16 protein-coding genes are annotated in these 19439 nt (G+C 62.4%); 7 read left to right on the top strand and 9 right to left on the bottom strand.

Going from position 1 to position 19439, the window contains the following annotated elements; all coding sequences use genetic code 11:
* Window positions 1-2 precede the first annotated feature (2 nt).
* The 3 genes from R4P70_RS20535 to R4P70_RS20545 are packed head-to-tail and all read left to right on the top strand — an operon-like array spanning window position 3 to window position 3720.
* On the top strand, window positions 3-941 hold the full coding sequence (locus tag R4P70_RS20535; RefSeq protein ID WP_003945514.1) for a GNAT family N-acetyltransferase: 939 nt from the start codon (window positions 3-5) through the stop codon (window positions 939-941).
* Window positions 938-2053: an o-succinylbenzoate synthase gene (gene menC, locus R4P70_RS20540; protein WP_317831428.1), complete on the top strand. Its 1116-nt coding sequence runs from the start codon at window positions 938-940 to the stop codon at window positions 2051-2053. Before R4P70_RS20535 ends, menC begins: the two co-directional genes overlap by 4 nt.
* A 47-nt stretch (window positions 2054-2100) precedes the next feature.
* Window positions 2101-3720: a PucR family transcriptional regulator gene (locus R4P70_RS20545; protein WP_020968527.1), complete on the top strand. Its 1620-nt coding sequence runs from the start codon at window positions 2101-2103 to the stop codon at window positions 3718-3720.
* A gap of 71 nt (window positions 3721-3791) precedes the next feature.
* Here R4P70_RS20545 and R4P70_RS20550 read toward each other — a convergent pair whose 3' ends face one another.
* The 3 genes from R4P70_RS20550 to R4P70_RS20560 form a co-directional block, all read right to left on the bottom strand.
* Entirely contained in the window at window positions 3792-4688 is an 897-nt protein-coding gene (locus R4P70_RS20550; protein WP_020906342.1) for a serine hydrolase, read from the bottom strand.
* Window positions 4689-4878: 190 nt separating this feature from the next.
* Complete coding sequence (locus R4P70_RS20555) at window positions 4879-5514, bottom strand: ScbR family autoregulator-binding transcription factor (RefSeq protein ID WP_317831431.1); 636 nt, start codon at window positions 5512-5514, stop codon at window positions 4879-4881.
* Between the two features lie 238 nt (window positions 5515-5752).
* Window positions 5753-6181 carry an HIT family protein gene (locus tag R4P70_RS20560; RefSeq protein WP_205907465.1) on the bottom strand — a complete coding sequence of 143 codons (429 nt, stop codon included), beginning with the start codon at window positions 6179-6181 and terminating at the stop codon, window positions 5753-5755.
* Between the two features lie 87 nt (window positions 6182-6268).
* Here R4P70_RS20560 and R4P70_RS20565 point away from each other — a divergent pair, with 87 nt between their 5' ends.
* Both R4P70_RS20565 and R4P70_RS20570 read left to right on the top strand, forming a co-directional pair.
* On the top strand, window positions 6269-7510 hold the full coding sequence (locus tag R4P70_RS20565; protein ID WP_411742483.1) for a glycosyltransferase: 1242 nt from the start codon (window positions 6269-6271) through the stop codon (window positions 7508-7510).
* On the top strand, window positions 7507-9657 hold the full coding sequence (locus tag R4P70_RS20570) for a glycosyltransferase family 39 protein (protein ID WP_019747037.1): 2151 nt from the start codon (window positions 7507-7509) through the stop codon (window positions 9655-9657). The genes R4P70_RS20565 and R4P70_RS20570 overlap by 4 nt, the downstream gene beginning before the upstream one ends.
* Before the next feature lie 84 nt (window positions 9658-9741).
* On the opposite strand, the gene R4P70_RS20575 is transcribed toward R4P70_RS20570, so the two are convergent.
* The 6 genes from R4P70_RS20575 to R4P70_RS20600 all read right to left on the bottom strand — a co-directional run bounded on the left by R4P70_RS20575 (window position 9742) and on the right by R4P70_RS20600 (window position 16148).
* The gene (locus R4P70_RS20575; RefSeq protein ID WP_317831436.1) at window positions 9742-11046 is read right to left on the bottom strand and encodes an HNH endonuclease signature motif containing protein; all 1305 of its coding nucleotides are present in this window, start codon (window positions 11044-11046) and stop codon (window positions 9742-9744) included.
* Between the two features lie 71 nt (window positions 11047-11117).
* On the bottom strand, window positions 11118-11765 hold the full coding sequence (locus R4P70_RS20580; RefSeq protein WP_317831438.1) for an ABC transporter ATP-binding protein: 648 nt from the start codon (window positions 11763-11765) through the stop codon (window positions 11118-11120).
* Window position 11766: 1 nt separating this feature from the next.
* Window positions 11767-12684 (bottom strand): ABC transporter ATP-binding protein, encoded by a 918-nt coding sequence (locus R4P70_RS20585; protein ID WP_182261405.1) that lies wholly within the window; start codon window positions 12682-12684, stop codon window positions 11767-11769.
* Complete coding sequence (locus R4P70_RS20590) at window positions 12681-13502, bottom strand: ABC transporter permease (RefSeq protein WP_308371981.1); 822 nt, start codon at window positions 13500-13502, stop codon at window positions 12681-12683. The genes R4P70_RS20585 and R4P70_RS20590 overlap by 4 nt, the downstream gene beginning before the upstream one ends.
* Window positions 13495-14529: an ABC transporter permease gene (locus tag R4P70_RS20595; protein ID WP_029254541.1), complete on the bottom strand. Its 1035-nt coding sequence runs from the start codon at window positions 14527-14529 to the stop codon at window positions 13495-13497. The genes R4P70_RS20590 and R4P70_RS20595 overlap by 8 nt, the downstream gene beginning before the upstream one ends.
* Window positions 14526-16148, bottom strand: coding sequence for an ABC transporter substrate-binding protein (locus R4P70_RS20600; protein WP_084326897.1), 1623 nt, complete (start codon window positions 16146-16148; stop codon window positions 14526-14528). Before R4P70_RS20600 ends, R4P70_RS20595 begins: the two co-directional genes overlap by 4 nt.
* A 171-nt stretch (window positions 16149-16319) precedes the next feature.
* On the opposite strand from R4P70_RS20600, the gene purD reads away from it, so the two are divergent.
* Together purD and R4P70_RS20610 are read left to right on the top strand one after the other, a co-directional pair.
* On the top strand, window positions 16320-17576 hold the full coding sequence (gene purD, locus R4P70_RS20605; protein WP_021333105.1) for a phosphoribosylamine--glycine ligase: 1257 nt from the start codon (window positions 16320-16322) through the stop codon (window positions 17574-17576).
* 242 nt (window positions 17577-17818) lie between these two features.
* Window positions 17819-19387 (top strand): GMC oxidoreductase, encoded by a 1569-nt coding sequence (locus R4P70_RS20610; protein WP_020968539.1) that lies wholly within the window; start codon window positions 17819-17821, stop codon window positions 19385-19387.
* The last annotated feature ends 52 nt before the right edge of the window (window positions 19388-19439 follow it).

The following is a 19439-nucleotide window of genomic DNA, read 5'->3' on the forward strand; positions in this document are numbered from 1 at the left end:
CGATGACGTCGCCGAACAATGTCCAACGCAAGACCGTTCAACCATTCGGAGGTGTATCGCCTTCACGGATGCGGCAAGCAATCAGCCAGGCCGAGCAAGCCGCCCTGCTTGCATGTGTGACTATCGAAACCGTCACCGGGCATGCCGAGTTGGAACAGGTATTCGGTCTGTTCGAGAAGGTATGGCAGCCGGAGAGCGGTAACCCTCCCGTCCATCGGGACATGATGAAAGCGCTCGCGCACTCCGGTAACTACGTCGCCGGCGCTTTTCGTGGCGGAGATCTGATCGGCGGCTCGGTTGCATTCTTCGAGGAACCGCAACATCGTTCGTTGCATTCACACATCACGGGGATCCTGCCGAACGTGCAGAACGGGCACATCGGCCTCGCGTTGAAACTGTTCCAGCGAGCGTGGGCACTGGAACGAGGAATTCTCCACGTGCGGTGGACTTTCGACCCGCTCGTCGCTCGCAATGCCTACTTCAACGTCTCGAAACTCGGTGCGTTCCCGATCCAGTATCTGCCGCGTTTCTACGCGCCGATGAACGACAGTCTGAACGGCGGCGCAGACAGCGACCGATTGCTGATCGACTGGGAAATCGGTAGCAGCAAGGTTTCCGACGTCGTCGCCGGTTCGGGAGAGGTCCCGACTCCCGAGTCGTTGGGAGCGAGCGAACTGTTGTCGATCTCCGAAGCCGGTCTGCCCGTGTTGAAGTCGACCAAGAATCGATTCGTCACGGTGGCTACACCGAATGACGTGTACACACTGCGTAAGTCGGACCCGGCGGCGGCGAACGACTGGCGCCTGGCAGTCCGCGAGACTCTCGGGGGTGTGCTCGCCGAGAACGGAGTGGTTCTCGCAGTCACCAGGACCGGAAAATATGTACTGGACCGTGCGCCGGGAACACAGGCAGGCAGGACAACAGCGGAGGTTACATCGTGAAGATCGACGGAGTTGAGTTACGCCGGGCAGCAATGCCGTTGAAGGCGCCGTTCCGAACCTCGTTCGGCACGGAGACCACCAAGGACGTGTTGTTCGTCAAGGTCGTCACCTCGGAGTCGGCGGGCTGGGGCGAGTGCGTTGCGATGTCCGAGCCTCGCTACTGCTCCGAATACACGGACGGCGCCGCCGAAGTCCTTCGTAAGTTCCTGATTCCGTCTCTGGTTGAACTCACCGATCCCGACGTGCACGCACTGAGCGCGACGATGGAACAGTTCGCCGGACACCCCATGGCCAAAGCGGCACTGGAAACCGCATTTCTCGACGCCGAGTTACGGGCCGCCGGGACGAGCATGTCTTCGTACCTGGGTGCAGTAGTCGATCGCGTACCTGCGGGTGTTTCGGTGGGTATCAAGAATTCGATCGACGAACTGCTCGAAGAGGTAGGCGGGTTCCTCGAGGCCGGATACCTGCGCATCAAACTGAAGATCGAACCGGGCTGGGACATCGAGCCGGTTCGCGCAGTCCGCGAGAGGTTCGGCGACGACGTACTCCTCCAGGTCGACGCGAACACGGCGTACACCCTGGCTGACGCGCGCCATCTCCAGCGGCTCGACGACTTCGATCTCCTGCTGATCGAGCAGCCGCTTCCCGAAGAGGAACTGCGTGGCCACGCCAGGCTGGCCGAGATGATGCGGACGCCGGTCTGCCTCGACGAGTCGATCACCTCCGCGAAGGTCACCGCCGACGCTCTGGCAATCGGTGCGTGCAGCGTGGTGAACATCAAACCGGGACGTGTGGGCGGTTATCTGGAATCGCGTCGTATCCACGACGTCTGCAAGGCCAACGGAATTGCCGTGTGGTGCGGCGGAATGCTCGAGACCGGAATCGGCAGGGCTGCCAACGTCGCCCTTGCCGCGCTCCCCGGATTTGTCCTACCAGGCGATACGTCGGCTTCCGACCGGTACTTCGCCGAAGACATCACCGAGCCGTTCGTACTCGACAACGGTTACGTGAAGGTTCCGGAAGGGCCGGGCATCGGCGTCGAACCGATCCCTGACCTGCTCGAAGCAATCACCACGTCGGTCGAATGGATCGGCATGGATCGGCTTTGACGAATCACTATGACACACTTCGTTCACAGGACGAAGGAGTGATAGACGTGGGCACCGTACGACCTCGCATCAGTTTGGTGCGGCTTCTCGAAGACGTGGGAACTACGGTGCTGAACCCGGTTGTCGGCGACCCGGAGGCGGTCCAGGAGATCGCCTCGGTGGTCATTCACGACCCCGACGACGACTCACCCTCGACACCGGACTCCATGGTGCTGCTCGTCGGCATCACCGGAGGCGAACGTATCGCGGAGTCCGTGGCCGGCCTGGCCGAGCGCGGAGTACGCGTGGTGGTCGCGCGAGTGACCACCGAGGTCAGCGATGCCGACCGTGAATCCATCATCTCCTCCGGCGTTGTCGTATTGACCTTGGCGCGTGGAGTTTCGTGGGTTCAGCTCACAAGCCTGCTTCATTCGGTGCTCTCGGCACGGAACGAAGTCGGGCACATCCACTCGCGCGGAGGTGGACCGGCCGGCGATCTGTTCGCTTTCGCCAACGCCGTCAGCGCACTTCTGGATGCGCCGATCACGATCGAGGACCGAAGCTCACGGGTCATCGCCTTCTCCGGACGCCAGGAAGAAGGTGACGGTCCACGTATCGCGACCGTTCTGGAGCGCCAAGTTCCTGACCAGTACATTCGAGTGCTCGAAGAAGCGGGAGTCTTCGACCGGCTCTATCGCAGCGATGATCCGGTGTGGGTTTCGGCCGAGACCCTCGGTACAAAAATGGGTCGTATCGCCGTGTCCATCAGAGCCGGCGACGAGTTCCTCGGCTCCATGTGGGTGGCAACCGGTGAGCCGATGTCCGAGGACCGGATGCGTGCACTGCGCGATTCGGCCGGGTTGATTGCACTGCAGATGTTGCGGTTGCGCGGCGGCGCCGACGCCGAGCGTCGACTGCGCGCAGACCTGATCGCAACCCTTCTCGACGGTGGATCCGGTGCGGTCGACGCGATGAATCGCCTCGGCCTCGGGACCGGTCCCGCACTCGTGATGGCATTGGGCCGCAGGTCTTTCGAAGGATCGTCGAAGCCGGACGACGCAGCCCATGTGGTGCGGCTGACCGACGCTCTGGCCATGCACCTGGGCGCGGTCCATTCGCAGTCGGCTGCTGCTCTGGTCAACGGAACCGGCTACGCGGTGCTGTCGGTGCGAGGGCATTCCCCGGCAGAAGCCGAGCTACAGGCGTTCCGTGTGGCCTCGGACTTCCTGGACCGAACCGGAGCGTCCGGCGACACGATCATCGGGATCGGCCGGGTCGTGACCAGACCGGCGCAGCTGAGCCGATCGAAGCGCGACGCCGAACATGCCCTCGAAGTGTTGTTGGCGGGACGAGCGTCGGGCAGCGTCGCCACCTTCAGTAGCGTCCACGTCGATGCCATCCTGTTGGAGATCGCGTCGGAAGCTGCAGCCGAAGGGTTCTCGGACCTCGGACCCATCGAGGCGATCGCCAGCCACGACGCAGCTCACGCGACCTCGTTCGTCGACACCCTCGATGCGTGGCTCAACGCCTTCGGTGACGTCGGTGACGCCGCGGCGTCATTGCACGTACACCCCAACACCTTTCGGTATCGTCTCAGCAAGTTGAAGGGTATGGCCGCGTTGGACCTGGACGATCCCAACGTCCGCTTCCGGTTGATGGTGCATCTTCGTCTGCGCGGTCCACGCTAGCTCGAAAGCCGAAAAATGCGGGTCGCACTGATTTCTCAGCGCGACCCGCATTCTTTGTCAGTGGGTTCAGATCAGCTGTTGTTGCGAAGTGCTTCGACAGCGATGCGGCCGACGGTTCCGATGGAGGCGTCGATCTTCGGGGCGCGGTGGGTGAGTTCGTGGGACTTGGTAAAGACACCGACGGCGTAACGCTTGCCGTCCGGGTACGCCACGACGCCGGCTTCGTTTCGTACCAATCCCAGCGTTCCGGTCTTGGCGGCGACAGTGACCTCGTCGGGGAACCCGGACGAAAGGCGGTGCGGCCAGACCTGCTTGCTCATGATGGTTCGGACTTCTTCACAGGCCGATGCGGGGCCGGCTTCGTCCCTCCAGATTGCAGCCAGCAACATTGTGATCTCACGAGGAGTGCTGGAGTTGGAGCGGGCCGGATCCATGACGGAAATTGTCCGAAGAATTTCGATGGGCGGCATTTCCAGCAAGGTGCCCTTGTCGACACCGAGGTCGTCGTAGACCGATTTGAACAGACCACGGCAGTCACGGACCAAGTTGGTCTTCTCCAAACCGAGCCCGCGCAGCGTTGCGACGATGTTGTCGAGTCCGAGGCGTTCGTACAAGAAATCCGTGGCGGCGTTGTCGCTGAAGCTCATCATGAGCAGAGCGAGATCTCGCCAGCTTGCGGTCACGTCGTCGGCGCAGCCGCCGATACCGATGCCGCCGGAGCGGAACTCGGCGGTCACCGTGGCGTGCTCGGTCGGATCAAGGGTGCCGGCCGCAACTTCACGGGCGTACTGCAGTACAACAGGAATCTTGAAAACGGAGGCGAGGATGACACCTTCGTCAGCGCCGTAGCCGAACTCTTCGCCGGAATCGATGTCGCGTGCGTGGACGAACGCATCGGTCTTCGCTTCGGCGAGAACAGCAGCGATCTCCTGCTGTGCGCTCTCAACGTACGTGGCGGTTTCGGTCATTCGAGAAGCCCTTTCGTCGGTATCCGTATATCTGGGTTATTCGTGGATCTGACGATAGTGAGTCGACGACGGGGGGTCTTGTACGAATCGACGAAGGTTGGCGCACGGTTCGGTGCTGATACGCCGAATCAACCGATTGTCAGGGTGTTCCGGGGGTCAGGGTGTTGCGGGGGTCAAGGTGTTGCCGGGGTCAGGACGCATAAGTTTCGAGGCGACGTCCGACCAGGTCGGCGACGTCGGTCCGACGCTTGTCCGAGACCACGCCTGCCAACAGGATGGTGAACAATTCGTCGATACGGTCGTTCAAATCGCTTCGTCTGGTGAGCACGTTCGAAACCAGTTGAACGCCGGTGAATGCCGAGATCGCCACGCGACCCACCGATTCCGGCTCCACGTCGTCGCGGATATCGCCTTCGAGCTTCGCGGTCTCGGCCAGTTTTCGAAGCTCGCGGATCCACACGACGTACGGGCCTTGCGAACCGTCGGCAGAGGCCAATTCGAGGGTAAGTCGGACTCCCGCACGAACAATCGGGTCCGCGACGAGTTGGCGGCCCATCTCGTGGCACACCATGACGAGCTGTTCCAGTGCCGGTGCGCCTGTGGCTGCAACTGCAGTGAAGGCAGTGATCGACATCTGGTGCTGTTCTTCGATGACCGCCTGAGCCAATTCGTCTTTGGACGAGAAGTGGAAATAGACCGCGCCCTTGGTCATCTGCGCCGCGGACACGATGTCATTCATGCTCGTGCTGCCGTACCCCGTGACTTCGAACCGATCAGCAGCGCCTTGAAGAATCTGTCGGCGACTGATCTTGGCACGTTCCTGCATTGCTCCCTTGTCCTCCGACTGTTAACACGTGAACCAGTTTTAGGGCCCTAGGTCCCGGACCAGCGCCCCACGGTAGCAGCGAATCTCGTGCTCGCGCGACAGCGCGAAACGGACTGTTCGGTGTGCAATCGCAGGTCACGGTCGGTAGGAGTGACAAATGCGACCGCCGCAACCTCCGTTGGAGGCTGCGGCGGGGAGTCCAGTTATCGGCCAGCGAAATTCGGTCGAAGGTACGCGATCAACGAGTCGAGACAGTTGTCTCGAAGCCGAGGTCGCGTAGCGCCGACTTGAGTTTGGTCTGCGCCTCGTCGAGAGATTCGGGTGACGGCGAAGTATCGGCACCACTGATGTCGAAGTTCCCCATGTCGTATGCGGGGAAGACGTGAACGTGAAGATGCGGAACTTCCAGACCTGCGATGAGGAGACCCGCCCGAGGCGCGTCGAACGCCTTCCTCACAGCCTGACCCAGGGTGCGGGCAACCGCGGTGACCTTGGCAAAGAGTTCAGGATCCACGTCCTGCCACTGATCGACCTCGGCTCGCGGTACCACGAGTACGTGGCCCTGCGTTACCGGCGCGATGGTCAGGAACGCGACAACGTCGTCGTCCTCCCACACGAAACGTCCTGGTAGATCTCCGTTGATGATGGCGCTGAAGACTGAAGGCATACCCCGAGATTAGCCCGCGTCCGGTTGCCAGGAAACTCCCAGGCTGGACGCAGGTTCGTCGGAGCCGGCCCGACAAATCTAGGACGCATGACGACAGAAGCCATGCAGACCGCGGGCAGCACGGACGCAGGGGAGCTTTCCGCGACGACTGTAATGCTGGACGTGGTCGTCCCGGTATACAACGAAGAGGCCGGCCTCGAGACGTGCGTGCGGCGCCTGCGCCGGCATTTACGCACACAGGTGCCATTCTCTGCACGAATTACCATCGCGGACAACGCCAGTGTCGACGGCACGTTGGCACTCGCACGTTCCCTCGCCGAAGAATTCGACGACGTCCGGGTCGTCCACCTGGATGCGAAGGGCCGTGGTCGAGCACTGCGGCAGGTGTGGAGCGACTCCGATGCCGACGTGGTCGCGTACATGGACGCCGACCTCTCCACCGATCTCAATGCCCTGATGCCGTTGATTGCTCCGCTGCTCTCCGGCCACTCGGACATCGCCATCGGTTCCCGGTTGGCACGTTCGTCGCGCGTGGTACGTGGCCCCAAGCGTGAGTTCATCTCACGTAGCTACAACCTCATCCTCCGAAGCGCACTGCATGCTCGCTTCTCCGACGCTCAGTGCGGATTCAAAGCCATGCGAGTCGATGTTGCGCGGCAACTACTTCCGCTGGTGGAGGACACCGGGTGGTTCTTCGATACCGAATTGCTCGTGCTGGCCGAGCGAGCGGGCATGCGGATTCACGAGGTCCCCGTCGACTGGGTGGACGATCCGGACAGTCGGGTGGACATCATTGCCACCGCAGTTGCCGACCTCAAAGGTGTGGTCCGCGTCGGGCGAGCACTGTCGACCGGTTCCCTTCCCTTGGCCGAGCTCAGGGCGAGTTTCGGACGTGAACCACTGGTTCCCGGAGTTCCGCGAGGAATGGTCGGGCAGCTCTCGCGCTTTGCCGTGGTGGGAGTCATTTCGACGCTCGCGTACGCGCTGCTCTACCTCGCACTGCACTCGGTGATGGGGGCGCAGTGGGCCAACGCCGTCGCATTGCTGGTGACCGCGGTATTCAACACCGCCGCCAATCGAGCCTTCACCTTCGGGATCCGCGGGTCGGAAGGATCCGCCCGTCACCAGATGCAGGGCCTGCTCGTGTTCGGGTTCGGTCTACTGCTCACCAGCGGATCGTTGTTCGTTCTCGACGTCATGGCGCCCGACGCGTCCAAGCACGTGGAGCTTGCCGTACTCGTCATTGCCAATCTTGTTGCCACAGTGAGCCGATTCGTCGCGCTGCGCTGGGTTTTTCGCACTGCACAATCCGTAGGAGCCAATCGATGACCGCCACTGCAGAGACACTCGCCGCGCCGCTGCCTGCGCCGGAACCGCAGCGTCAGGTGCGCTGGGAACCGTGGGCGCTCGGAGTGTTGTTGGTGGGCACCGGAGTCGCCTACATCTGGGGCCTGGGCGCGTCCGGATGGGCCAACTCGTTCTATGCTGCTGCAGTACAGGCAGGTTCGGTGTCGTGGAAGGCCTTCTTCTTCGGTTCCTCGGATGCTGCCAACTCGATCACCGTCGACAAGCCGCCGATGTCCCTGTGGTTGATGTCGCTGTCGGTTCGTATCTTCGGACTCAATTCCTGGGCGATGTTGGTGCCGCAGGCACTCCTCGGAGTCGGATCGGTTGCGCTGTTGTGGGGAACGGTTCGACGGTATTTCGGTGCGGCCGCCGGCCTCCTCGCCGGCTTGGTACTTGCGCTCACACCCGTAGCGGCGCTGATGTTCCGGTTCAACAACCCGGATGCCCTGCTGGTGCTCCTGATGATCGCAGCAGTGTGGGCGATGATGCGCGCCGTGCAGGACGGTCGCACCCGCTGGCTGGTGTTGGTCGGTATCTTCTGCGGATTCGGTTTCCTGACAAAGCAATTGCAGGTCATGTTGGTAGTTCCACCGCTGGCGCTCACCTATCTGATCGCCGGACCGCCGAAACTGGGTAAGCGCGTACTCCAACTGTTCGCGGCACTGGGCGGACTGATCGTCTCCGCCGGATGGTGGTTGGCAATCGTCGAACTGTGGCCGGCCGACTCACGTCCGTGGATCGGTGGTTCGCAGAACAATTCGATTCTCGAACTGACACTCGGCTACAACGGGCTCGGACGCTTGAGCGGCAACGAGACCGGAAGCGTCGGCGGCGGCGGAATGCGCGGTGCTGGTGATGCTGCGGCCGGTGCTGCTGCGGGAGGCTTCCCCGGAATGGGCGAGGCCGCAGGCGGTATGGCAGCGGGAGGCATGGCACCAGGTGGTGGGGCCGGTGGCGGTATGTGGGGGAGTACCGGCATTACCCGACTGTTCGAATCTGCCCAGGGCGGACAGATTGCCTGGTTGATTCCTGCCGCACTGATACTTCTGGTGGCCGGAATCGTGCTGCGAGGCAGGGCTCCCCGCGCTGACACACAGCGCGCGTCATTCATCGTCTGGGGACTGTGGCTGTTGGTGACCGGTCTGACCTTCAGTTTCATGGCGGGAATCTTCCACGCTTACTACACCGTTGCGCTGGCGCCGGCGATCGCCGCACTGATCGGCTCAGGATCCGTATTCGCTTGGCGTCATCGTGACGTCCTCTGGGTTCGCCTCGTTCTGGCAGTGTCGTTGGCGGCAACCGTCGCGATGGCGTGGGTACTGCTCGGACGCTCGCCTTCGTTCGTACCGTGGCTTCGCTGGGCGATTCTGGTCGTCGGCATCGTCACTGCCGTGGCAATGCTGATGCCGGCAGCGACGCGAGGTCGATTGGCTGTGGCAGTGATCCTCGCGGCGATCTTCACCGGTCTGGCGGGTCCGACTGCGTACGCGATCGACACGATCAACACTCCGCATACCGGTTCCATAGTTTCGGCCGGACCGAGCGTCGAAGGTGGAATGGGCGGGCCGGGCGGTGGTCGCGGAGGATTTGGCGGATTCGGCGGCACGGCTGACGGCGGGAACCGTCGGACTGACGGGGCTGGCACCGGAACGCCGGGAACGCCCCCTGCAGGAATGGGTCAGATGCCCGGTGGTGCAACAGCTCCGGGTACCACCACATCGACCACCGACGGAACGCGGGGTGCAATGGGCGGCGGCGCAGCCGGTGGTTTGCTTCAGGGCAGCACACCGGGAGCCGCGGTCGTGTCCACACTCGAAGAGAACTCCGACCAGTTCACGTGGGTAGCCGCGGCAATCGGGTCCAACAGCGCATCGGGCTATCAGCTTGCGACGCAATCACCGGTCATGGCTATCGGAGGGTTCAACGGGAGTGATCCGTCCCCGACGCTCGCGCAGTTCCAGCAGTACGTGTCAGAGGGCAAGATTCACTTCTTCATCGCCGGCGGTGGGATGGGTGGCGGTATGAACGCCGAAGGCACCGCTACCGCCATCTCGACGTGGGTGACCGAAAACTTCACCGCCACAACGGTGGACGGAGTAACCCTCTACGACTTGACGGTTGGGGGCTGACCAACATGAACGCACGCCAGGTCCGCATCGGAGGTGCTCCCCCCGATGCGGACCTGGCGTGAAGTTATATGCCTGAGGTTCTTCTCAGGTTTTGAAGGTGGTGTTCGCCGGCCGCGGGTGCTGCTGCGGGTCGATCGAGGGTGGTGGGATGAACCAGGGTTTGTTGTCGACGCCGATGCGGATTTCCCACTTCCCGACGAACCCGGATTTCCGGTGCATCAGCCGATGATGTGAACGGCACAGTAGGACAAGGTTGTTCATCACCGTCGGGCCGCCGTTGGCCCAGTGCCAAATATGGTGCGCATCGGTCCAGGCGGGCACGCATGTGCAGCCGGGGAAGGAGCAGCCTTTGTCTCGGGCGATCAGCGCCACTCGCTGCTCCGCGGTGACCAACCGTTTCCCGGGTTTCGCATCCAAGGGCGCGCCGTGATCGTCGAGCAGCACCGTGGACAGGAAACAATCGCACCCGAGGAGTCTGGTCTGCGATACGGACAGTGGTCCGAGCCAGGGCATGTGCCCGACATCGAGATCCGATACGGCCATTCCGTCATCAGTCTTGGAGGGTGTTGCGGCGCAGTCCCGATGCTCCGCCAAATCACGCGCGTTGATGTGCACGTTCACGTGCGGCCGCTGACCGCCGTCGGTGCCGGTTTTGGCGCAATCCAGATACCGCCGAATCAGTTCGGTGAACCCGTCCGCAGTCCGCTTCGCCGCCGACCGGGCATCGGGGGTTCCATCGGGTGCCGGGGTGGGCATCGTCAGATTCGACAACGCCGACAACAACATTTCGCCGGTGAGAGCGTCGAAATCCCCGCGCACCACCACCCGACCGTTCAACGTCGACGCGATCCGCAAGTCGTTCCGATCCACATCCTCGGCGGGCGGAATCTCATCGGACTCGAAGATTCGCTCCAAGGTCGCGATAACACTCCGCACCTTCGTGGTCGTCGCCTCCACTCCGGAAGCGGCAGCCAACAACAAATCGATGCACTTCGGTAGCGCTTCGTCAGACATGCCCTTTGGTGGTGATTCGCAGAACGCCACGATCAACACGGCATGATCGAAGGAGCAGTCCCCGTCATCGAATCGGGCCGCCACTGCCGGAAACGGGCGTAGCGCTGCACCGAGGGCGGCGATCTTCTTCCCGTCCCGGATTTGCAGCATCGTGTTTGCCGCCAACCAGCAACCCACCCCGCGGCTGGCAATCACCTGATCATCCGGTCGCATCGAGAGTTCGTCCACCACCGCCACACGAACGGCCTCGAGACGAAGAATCTCCGCACTCGCCTCGATAGCAACGGCCCGCAGCTCCGCCGTGGTCAGCTGCCACAGGCGTCCGCGCAACCCCACCGCAGAACCCGAAACCACGTCCGACAGATAGACACTCATTGAATCCCCCGATCCCCTCCCCAAATCATACTCGAACATCCGTTCGAGTCAAGGGTGGATTTTCGCAGGGGCTAAGCGCTAATACTGTCGAGGTCGTGGACCACGTCGCAGCAGGCGCCGAGCAATTCGCGATCATGGCTGATCAGTAATACGCCGACGCCGGTTTCGGTGGCGCGACTCTCGATCAACCGAATGAGCGCGGCCGTCGTGGCGGCGTCGAGCATCGCCGTCGCCTCGTCACAGATGAGGTATTTCGGTTGTTGCGCCAGCGATCTCGCTAGACAGGCGCGCTGCAGTTGGCCGTCGCTCACCTGGTGGGGTCTACGGGACAAGAGATCGGGAGTGAGGCCCACTTCTGCTGCCAGTGCGACCACATCGATTGTCCTACCGGCAATATCGCCGGGTTGACCGATGACCGAGGCGAGCGTCTGCCGAGGGTCGGTTGATGCGCGAGGTGACTGAAACAGCATGGACACCGTCCCGCGCAGTGCCGCGGATACCGAGAATTTGGTACCCACGACGGGTGATCCGTCGATTCGCACCTCGCCTGACCACGGTGCATCCAACGAGGCGAGAATCCTTGCAAGTGTTGATTTTCCGGTGCCAGAAGGCCCGGTCAGGCCGATCAGCCTTCCCGGCGGAATTTCGAGCGAGACGTTCTCGAGCACCGGTCGGTTCCGGTGGTAACCGCTGGTAATTCCCAGAGCTTGCAAACTCATGTCAGCCCACCTTCCGCAGTGTTCGGTACGTGCGGTCACCGAGTGTGACCAGTTCGGTCGGGCCACCGGATTGTTTCGACTCCGGGCGTCGTAGGTGATAGACGCAGTCGTCGGGGAGGTCGGTGAGTTGCGGTGGTGATCCGGGCATAGGAGTCAAGCCTCGGGATGGCAAGGCGCCGAGCAGGTCTCGGGTGTAGTCGTGAAGCGGATCTTGGAACACCAGAGCCGCCGGACCGGTTTCCATGATGCGTGATGCGTACATGACGGCAAGTCGATCCGCGACATCGCTGCGGGTGAGTGATGCAAGGTCATGGGTGATGAGCAGGACAGCCGCCCCGGAGTCAGCGCACTCTCGAAGTAATCCCATGACGTGGTCGGTGAGTTCGCGGTCGAGGTTGGCGGTGGGTTCGTCTGCGACGATCACCGATGGATTCCCGGCCAGCGCACCGGCAATGGCAACGCGTTGCGCCATGCCGCCCGACAGTTCGTGCGGGTAACAGTCCAGGGCCGACGGTTCGAGTCCGACGCGAAGTGCCAAGGCGTCGCAAGTGTGATCGCTGCCGAGTGCGTCGATCGTCTCCTGTAGTTGCGATCGCGCAGTCCGGACGGGGGTGAGATGTGTTGCGGCGGATTGTGGAACGAGAGCCACGTGACGTCCACGGAACGCGGTGCCGGAGAAGACGTCGATCTCGAGGTCCGCTGTACCGACGGTGACCGTTCCGGTTCGAGAAGCATTCGGCGGCAACATGTTCATGACCGAGGTGGCGATGATCGACTTGCCACACCCGGATTCCCCGACAAGTGCGGTCACCGTGCCGGCTGGAACGTCGAGGTCGATGTCGCTCGCAGCGTGGACTACGGATCCTCCGGGCAAAGGGATCCTGACGGTGAGGGATTTGATGCGTAGGCCGCGTTTCACAGTCGTAGCTCCGAAGGTCGAGGGGGCGTGAGCATCGACCGCAGGGCCGAACCGGCAACTGCAACAGCGACGGTGGCGATCACGAGGACTGCGGCGGGGAATGCAAGCGTCCACCAACCGCCGAGGAGTAGAGAACTGCGTGCCTCTTCAAGGAGCGTCCCGAGACTGGGTTTGTGCGGGGGAAGACCGAAACCCAGGAAGGACAATGTTGATTCGTGCCAGACGGCATGGGGCAGCAGGAGAACGACTGCGATCAAGGCCTGTGGCGCGGTCGCCGGCACGAGGTGGCGCATGATTACGTGACGTCGACTTGCTCCCGCGAGAATGGCGGCGTCGATGTAGGGACGCTCGCGCAGACTCAAGATCTCTGAGCGGATGATCCGGGCCACTTGGGTCCAGTGGGTCAGTGCGATCGAAAGCACGATGGCGGCAATGCTTCCACGGAACATCGCGACGATGACGATGCCGAGCAACAGGTGGGGGAGTGCGTTGACGGCATCGGTGCCGCGCATGACGAACCTGTCCACCCAGCCGCCGACCAGTCCGGCCGTACTACCGACGGCGACGCCGATCACCGTGGCGAGCAGCGCGCAGGCGAGTGCGATCAGAAGTGAGGTTCTGATGCCTGCAGCTATGCGCACGAATAGATCTCGGCCCGCCGAGTCAGTTCCGAACGGGTGATCGAACGACGGAGCCAGGCGAGCCGCCGAGAAGTCTGTGATTCGGTCGTCGACGTCGGCCAACCAAGGGACCAACGCCGCGTACAGCGCAACGAGGATCAGCACGCCGACGGCGATCTTGAAGCGTCGTTCAGCCATCGGTACTCACTCTCGGGTCGAGGACTGCAACGAGGACGTCGGCAAGCAGTGAGCCGAGCATGACCGTCAATGTCGTACCGACGGTGAGGAACGCGAGCAGTGCCATGTCTAGGTCTCGCGCAGACGACACGATGGCGCCGGCGATCCCCGGCCAACTGAACACCTCTTCCACCAGCACTGCCCCGACTATCAGCTCGGGCAACCGCACGCCGACGATGTTGACGAAAGGTGCCAGTGATGTGGGCAGTATGTGGCGCTTCGTGATGGTCGGCGTCGGGATACCGCGTGCTACCGCGCCGGCGACAAATCCCTCACTTTTCGAACCCACGACGGACTCTCGGACGGCAAGTAGGAGCCACGGCATTTGCGAAATGGCGAGCACCGTCACCGGTAGGACCAAGTGCCGGATCACCTGTCCCGGTGTGGGATCGGCGCCCCCGTCGGTCAGTCCGGCGACCGGGAGCCAGCCGAGAGTCAACGCGAAGAGCGCGATGGCACCCAGCGACAAGACAAACGGCGGAAGTCCTTGGACCACGACGCTCAGCCCGGACACGGTCTTGTCCAGGAATCCTCCACTGCGGATTCCGGCGAGAACACCGAGTGTCAGCGAGGCGAGAATCGCGATGAGGAGTGAGATCCCGACCAGCAGCAAGGTCCATGGCAGACGTTCGAAGATGACTTGGGAAACAGGCTGATTGAACGATCTGGAGATCCCGAGATCGCCGGTGAACACACCCTGGAGCCAATTCCAGTACGTGCTGTACCAGGGGTTGTCGAAACCCATCTGATCGGCGATCAACGCTTTGTCTGCGTCGCTTGTCGTCATGTATCGCGTGCCGAGGTAGCCGACCAGTGGATCGAACGGTGAGATCGCGGCGGCGGCAAAGAGTCCCGCGGACACCACGGCGATGACCGGCACGATGAACAACACCCGCCGACCGACCATCGTGAGGATGGCCTTTCGGCGGGAGTTGTCACGGTGACCCCGTGTCGGCCCCGCGTCTGGCCGAACGTCGACCGCTGTCATTGCCCTCGGGCCCACGTCTGCAGTGACCACCATGGACCCCAGGTCACACCGTGTGAGTGTGGTTCGAGTACCGGTCCGGACATCTGCCAGTCGGAATCCTTCGACACGTACGTATGGTCGAGGAACACGAGGATGACAAACCCGGGATCTTCGACGTACGCCTGCTGTACGTCGCGATACGCGGCATCACGCGTTGCCTGATCCAGGCTGCGGCGTCCTACTTCCAAGCCTGCGTCGACTGCTGGATTGGAGTAGTCACTGGCGTTGTCGTAGATGCTGCCGACCCCGGGCGCGATGTACTTCGAGTTCAGCGCGTCGTACGCCTGTGTGTCGGGGTCGAAAGGTTCGTCGCCGCCACCGAGAAGCGTCGAATCCTGGTTGATTCGAGGGTCTATGCGGTCCCAGGAGAGTGCTTCGAGGTCCACCTCGATGCCGACAGCGAGAGCGTCGGAGGCAAATGCCTGAGCGAGATCGCGTCGAACGGTGTCGACGGAGTTGTACATGATCGTGAACTGCGCCCGCTGACCGTCTTTCGAACGGATTCCGTCGGCACCTTCGATCCAGCCCGCTTCGGTGAGTATTCGCTCGGCCTGGGTCGGGTCGTAGGCGAAGGTTGCGTTCGGGTTGTACGAATCGCCGTAGACCTCGGGGATCGGAGTGGCGGCGACGCGGCCGTGTCCGCCCAGGACGTTGTCGATCATCGACTGGCGATCGGCGGCGAGGTTGAGCGCCATCCGCACGGCTTTGTCGCCTGCCACGGGATTGTTCGTCGGGAGTGAGAGCCCGCGCCAGTCTGCTGACTGATGAGCCGTCACGGACATGTTGTCCTTGCCTGAGAACGTATTGGCAAGCAGTGGAGGGAGATTGGTTCCGTCGATCTCGCCGGACACCATACGTTGGGCGCGGGTGTTGTCGTCAGGAACGTAGAGGAGAGTCAGCTTCTTGATCTCCGGCGCACCGTCCCAGTAGTTCTCGTTCGCCTCGAAGACCGCTCGATCCGGTGAGAGGTCGACGAGTGTGTACGGACCCGTACCAACCGGTGCGGTGTTCAACGGCGATTCGGCGGCAAGCCCGGGTGTCACGAGGGATTCCGACGGAACCATGCCGATCAGCATCTTCGTCAGCAGCGGGGCATACGAGTAGGCGAGGCGGAACTCGACTGTGCTGTCGTCGACGGCCACGACGTCGCTGATCATGTCGTACGACGACCGCGCTTCGGAGGCGGAAGCGGGATCGAGGATCGCCTTGTACGTGGCAACCACGTCGGCGGCGTCGAAGGTCGACCCGTCGGAGAAGGTGACCCCGTCGCGGAGTTTGACCGTCCAGACTGTCGCGTCGGCGTTGGCCGTGGGCATCTCCGCGGCCAGAGACGGCTCGAATCCCGGCATACCGGTGCCTCCGGTGAGCCGGACGAGACCGTCGTACATCTTGGCCTCACCGGCAGCGCCGAACCCTGCGACCGGGTTGTAGCCGCCCAGTTCGTAGCCGTCGGCCAAGACCAGGCCGTCGTTGTTGCCCGAGGAGTCGGTGCCAGTCGGGCTACTGCACGACGTGATCAGAAGTGCGCCGATTGCGGCGGTTGCGGTGAGCGTCAGAACGCCTGGTTTATGGAGTTTCACGGGTGTCCTTTCCTTGGTGGACAGGTGTCCGAAAACATCTGTTCACCTATTCAGGTATTCATATGATCTCATCTCGAAACGGATATTTCGCACAAAGGTCGAACGCTGGGACCTTGGCCCCGTCAGTGGCACTCCGAGAGCGCTGTTATCGCAGGCCGTAGTCTGTTCCCCGTGCGCGTACTAGTAATCGGCTCCGGAGCCCGTGAACATGCCCTCCTTCTCTCTCTTGCTCGCGATCCAGGTGTCACGGCCCTGATCTGCGCGCCTGGCAATGCCGGGATCGCAAAAATCGCCGAGCAGCACCCCGTCGACGTCGCCTCTGGTGACGCGGTTACCGCGCTGGCCCAGAAGGTCGAAGCCGACCTCGTCGTCATCGGACCCGAGGTTCCGCTGGTCCTCGGCGTCGCAGACGCGGTGCGCGCAGCAGGTATCGCCTGCTTCGGGCCTTCGGCCGACGCCGCCCGCATCGAGGGATCGAAGGCTTTCGCCAAGGACGTGATGGCTGTCGCCGGCGTCAAGACCGCTCACAGCGAGATCGTCGACAATCCGGCCAAGCTCGACGAAGCACTCGACCGCTTCGGTCCCAACTGGGTGGTCAAGGATGACGGGCTGGCCGCGGGCAAGGGCGTAGTCGTCACGACGGATCGTCTCGCCGCGCGCGATCATGCCGCTGAACTGCTCGAGACCGGGCACCCGGTTCTTCTCGAATCCTTCCTCGACGGTCCCGAAGTTTCGCTCTTCTGCCTCGTCGACGGTGAAACTGTGATCCCACTGCTCCCGGCTCAGGACCACAAGCGCGTCGGCGACGGAGACTCCGGACCCAACACCGGCGGCATGGGCGCGTACACACCCTTGCCGTGGCTGCCCGACGAGATGGTCACGCAGATCGTCGACGACGTCGTCAAGCCCGTCGCTGCCGAGTTGGTCGCACGCGGTAGCAGTTTCTCCGGCCTTCTCTACGCCGGTCTCGCGATCGGTGTCGACGGCCCGGCCGTCGTCGAATTCAACTGCCGATTCGGTGACCCCGAAACTCAGGCCGTGCTTGCTCTCCTCGAAACGCCGCTGGGCGGTCTACTCAATGCGGCATCGACTGGAACACTCGATTCGGTCGGTCCGTTGCAGTGGCGCGACGGTTCCGCTGTCACGGTCGTGATTGCTGCCGAGAACTACCCGGCGACCCCCCGCACCGGCGACGTGATCACCGGAGCCGACGCCGACGGAGTCCTGCATGCCGGTACCAAAAAGCGTGAAGACGGAGCCGTCGTCTCGGCCGGCGGGCGTGTGCTGAGTGTTGTCGGAGTGGGCAAGGATCTGACCGAAGCGCGTGACGACGCCTACGCAAAGATCGCCGACGTCAAGCTTCCCGGTGGTCATTTCCGCACGGACATCGGACTCGGCGCCGTCGAAGGTCGCATCTCTCTTCCCTGACCCGTTCTTTCGGAGGGCCGGTGAACTTTCTGTTCATCGGCCCTTTTCATGGAAAATCAACGGTTCCTCGAAGTTACCCACGAGTATGGACTTCTCGTTCGGTTTCTCCCGGTATATCTCAGCGCGGGGGTCACGGAAAGAGAAGGGCACACTTGAGCATTCGCGCTGGATCCAACGAACGGCACGCACGTACCAATTCCACGCTCTCGCGTAGAAACTTCTTGGCAGCAACAGGATTAGCTGTGGGCGCCGCTGCGCTCTCGTCCTCGTGGACTACGGCCGCCGCTGCGCCCAGGCGAGCATTGAGCGACGGAGACCGTGTCCCTGCGCTCGTGATCGGCAGCGGGTACGGCGGAGCCGTTGCGGCACTTCGGCTGACGCAGGCCGGCATCGACACACACATGGTCGAGATGGGGAAGTCGTGGACCACACCGGGGTCCGACGGCAAGGTCTTCTGCCCGATGCTCTCACCTGACGGACGTTCCTTCTGGCTCAGAGACCGTACAGTTCAACCGGTTTCGCACTTCTCCGGCGGCTCGGTGGACAAGAACATCAGCCGCTACGTCGGCGTTCTCGACGCCGAGGACTTCGGCGGGATCAAGGTCTACCAAGGCCGAGGGGTCGGCGGCGGGTCGCTGGTCAACGGCGGCATGGCCGTCACACCCAAGCGCAACTACTTCGAAGAGATCCTGCCCGGGGTCGATTCCAACGAGATGTACTCGACGTACTTCCCGCGGGCCAACGCTGCGCTCGGGGTCAACAACATCGACCCGGCCTGGTTCGAGTCGACCGAGTACTACAAGTTCGCACGAACCGGGCGAAAGACCGCTGAGAGATCCGGTTACACAACAACATTCGTGCCGAATGTTTACGACTTCAACTACATGAAGCAGGAAGCTGCTGGTCAGGTCACCAAGTCTGCCCTGGTGAGTGAGGTCATCTACGGCAACAACGCGGGAAAGAAGTCTCTGGACAAGACGTACCTCGCTGCGGCATCCGCCACCGGCAAGCTCACGATCTCGGCGCTGCACGTCGTGACCTCGGTTGCGCCGGCCGCGACCGGTGGTGGATATCAAGTGGTGATGAACCAGATCAACGAGCAGGGCAACACCGTCGGCACCAAGACGGTGACCGCGGACAAGGTCTTCTTCGCGGCCGGCAGTATCGGTACCAGTAAGCTCCTGGTCGCGATGAAAGCACAAGGGCAGCTGGCGAATTTGCCGGGTGCGGTTGGGCAGGAATGGGGGCACAACGGCAACGTGATGGTGGGTCGCGCCAATCACATGTGGGACGCCACCGGCGCGAAGCAGTCGGCGATCCCCGTGATGGGTATCGACAACTGGGCTGACACATCCGCTCCTGTGTTCGCGGAAATCGCGCCCTTCCCAGCCGGTACCGAACTGTGGGTCAGCCTGTACTTGGCGATTGCCAAGAATCCGCAACGTGCTCAGTTCCAATTCAATTCGGCAACAGGCAAAGTCGGTTTGAATTGGCAGCGCTCGCAGAACCAGCCGTCGATCGACATGGCGAAGAAACTCTTCGACAAGATCAACAAGAAGGAAGGCACGATCTACCGGACCGACCTCTTCGGTCCGGTGCAGACGTGGGGCGACCAGTTGACGTACCACCCCCTCGGCGGTTGTGTGCTTGGCAAGGCGACCGACGGCTACGGTCGTCTGCCGGAGTACCCGGGACTTTATGTCATGGACGGATCCCTCGTTCCGGGCAATGTCGGAGTCAATCCGTTTGTCACCATCACCGCTCTGGCCGAACGGAATATCGAGAACATCATTGCGAACGACATGAACTAGAGCGCCGACTCGGGGTCAGGTGCGGTGGGATCAACTTCCTGCCGCACCTGCT

It is taken from the genome of Rhodococcus sp. IEGM 1241 (genome assembly GCF_033142365.1).
Classification (GTDB): Bacteria; Actinomycetota; Actinomycetes; order Mycobacteriales; family Mycobacteriaceae; genus Rhodococcus_F; species Rhodococcus_F erythropolis.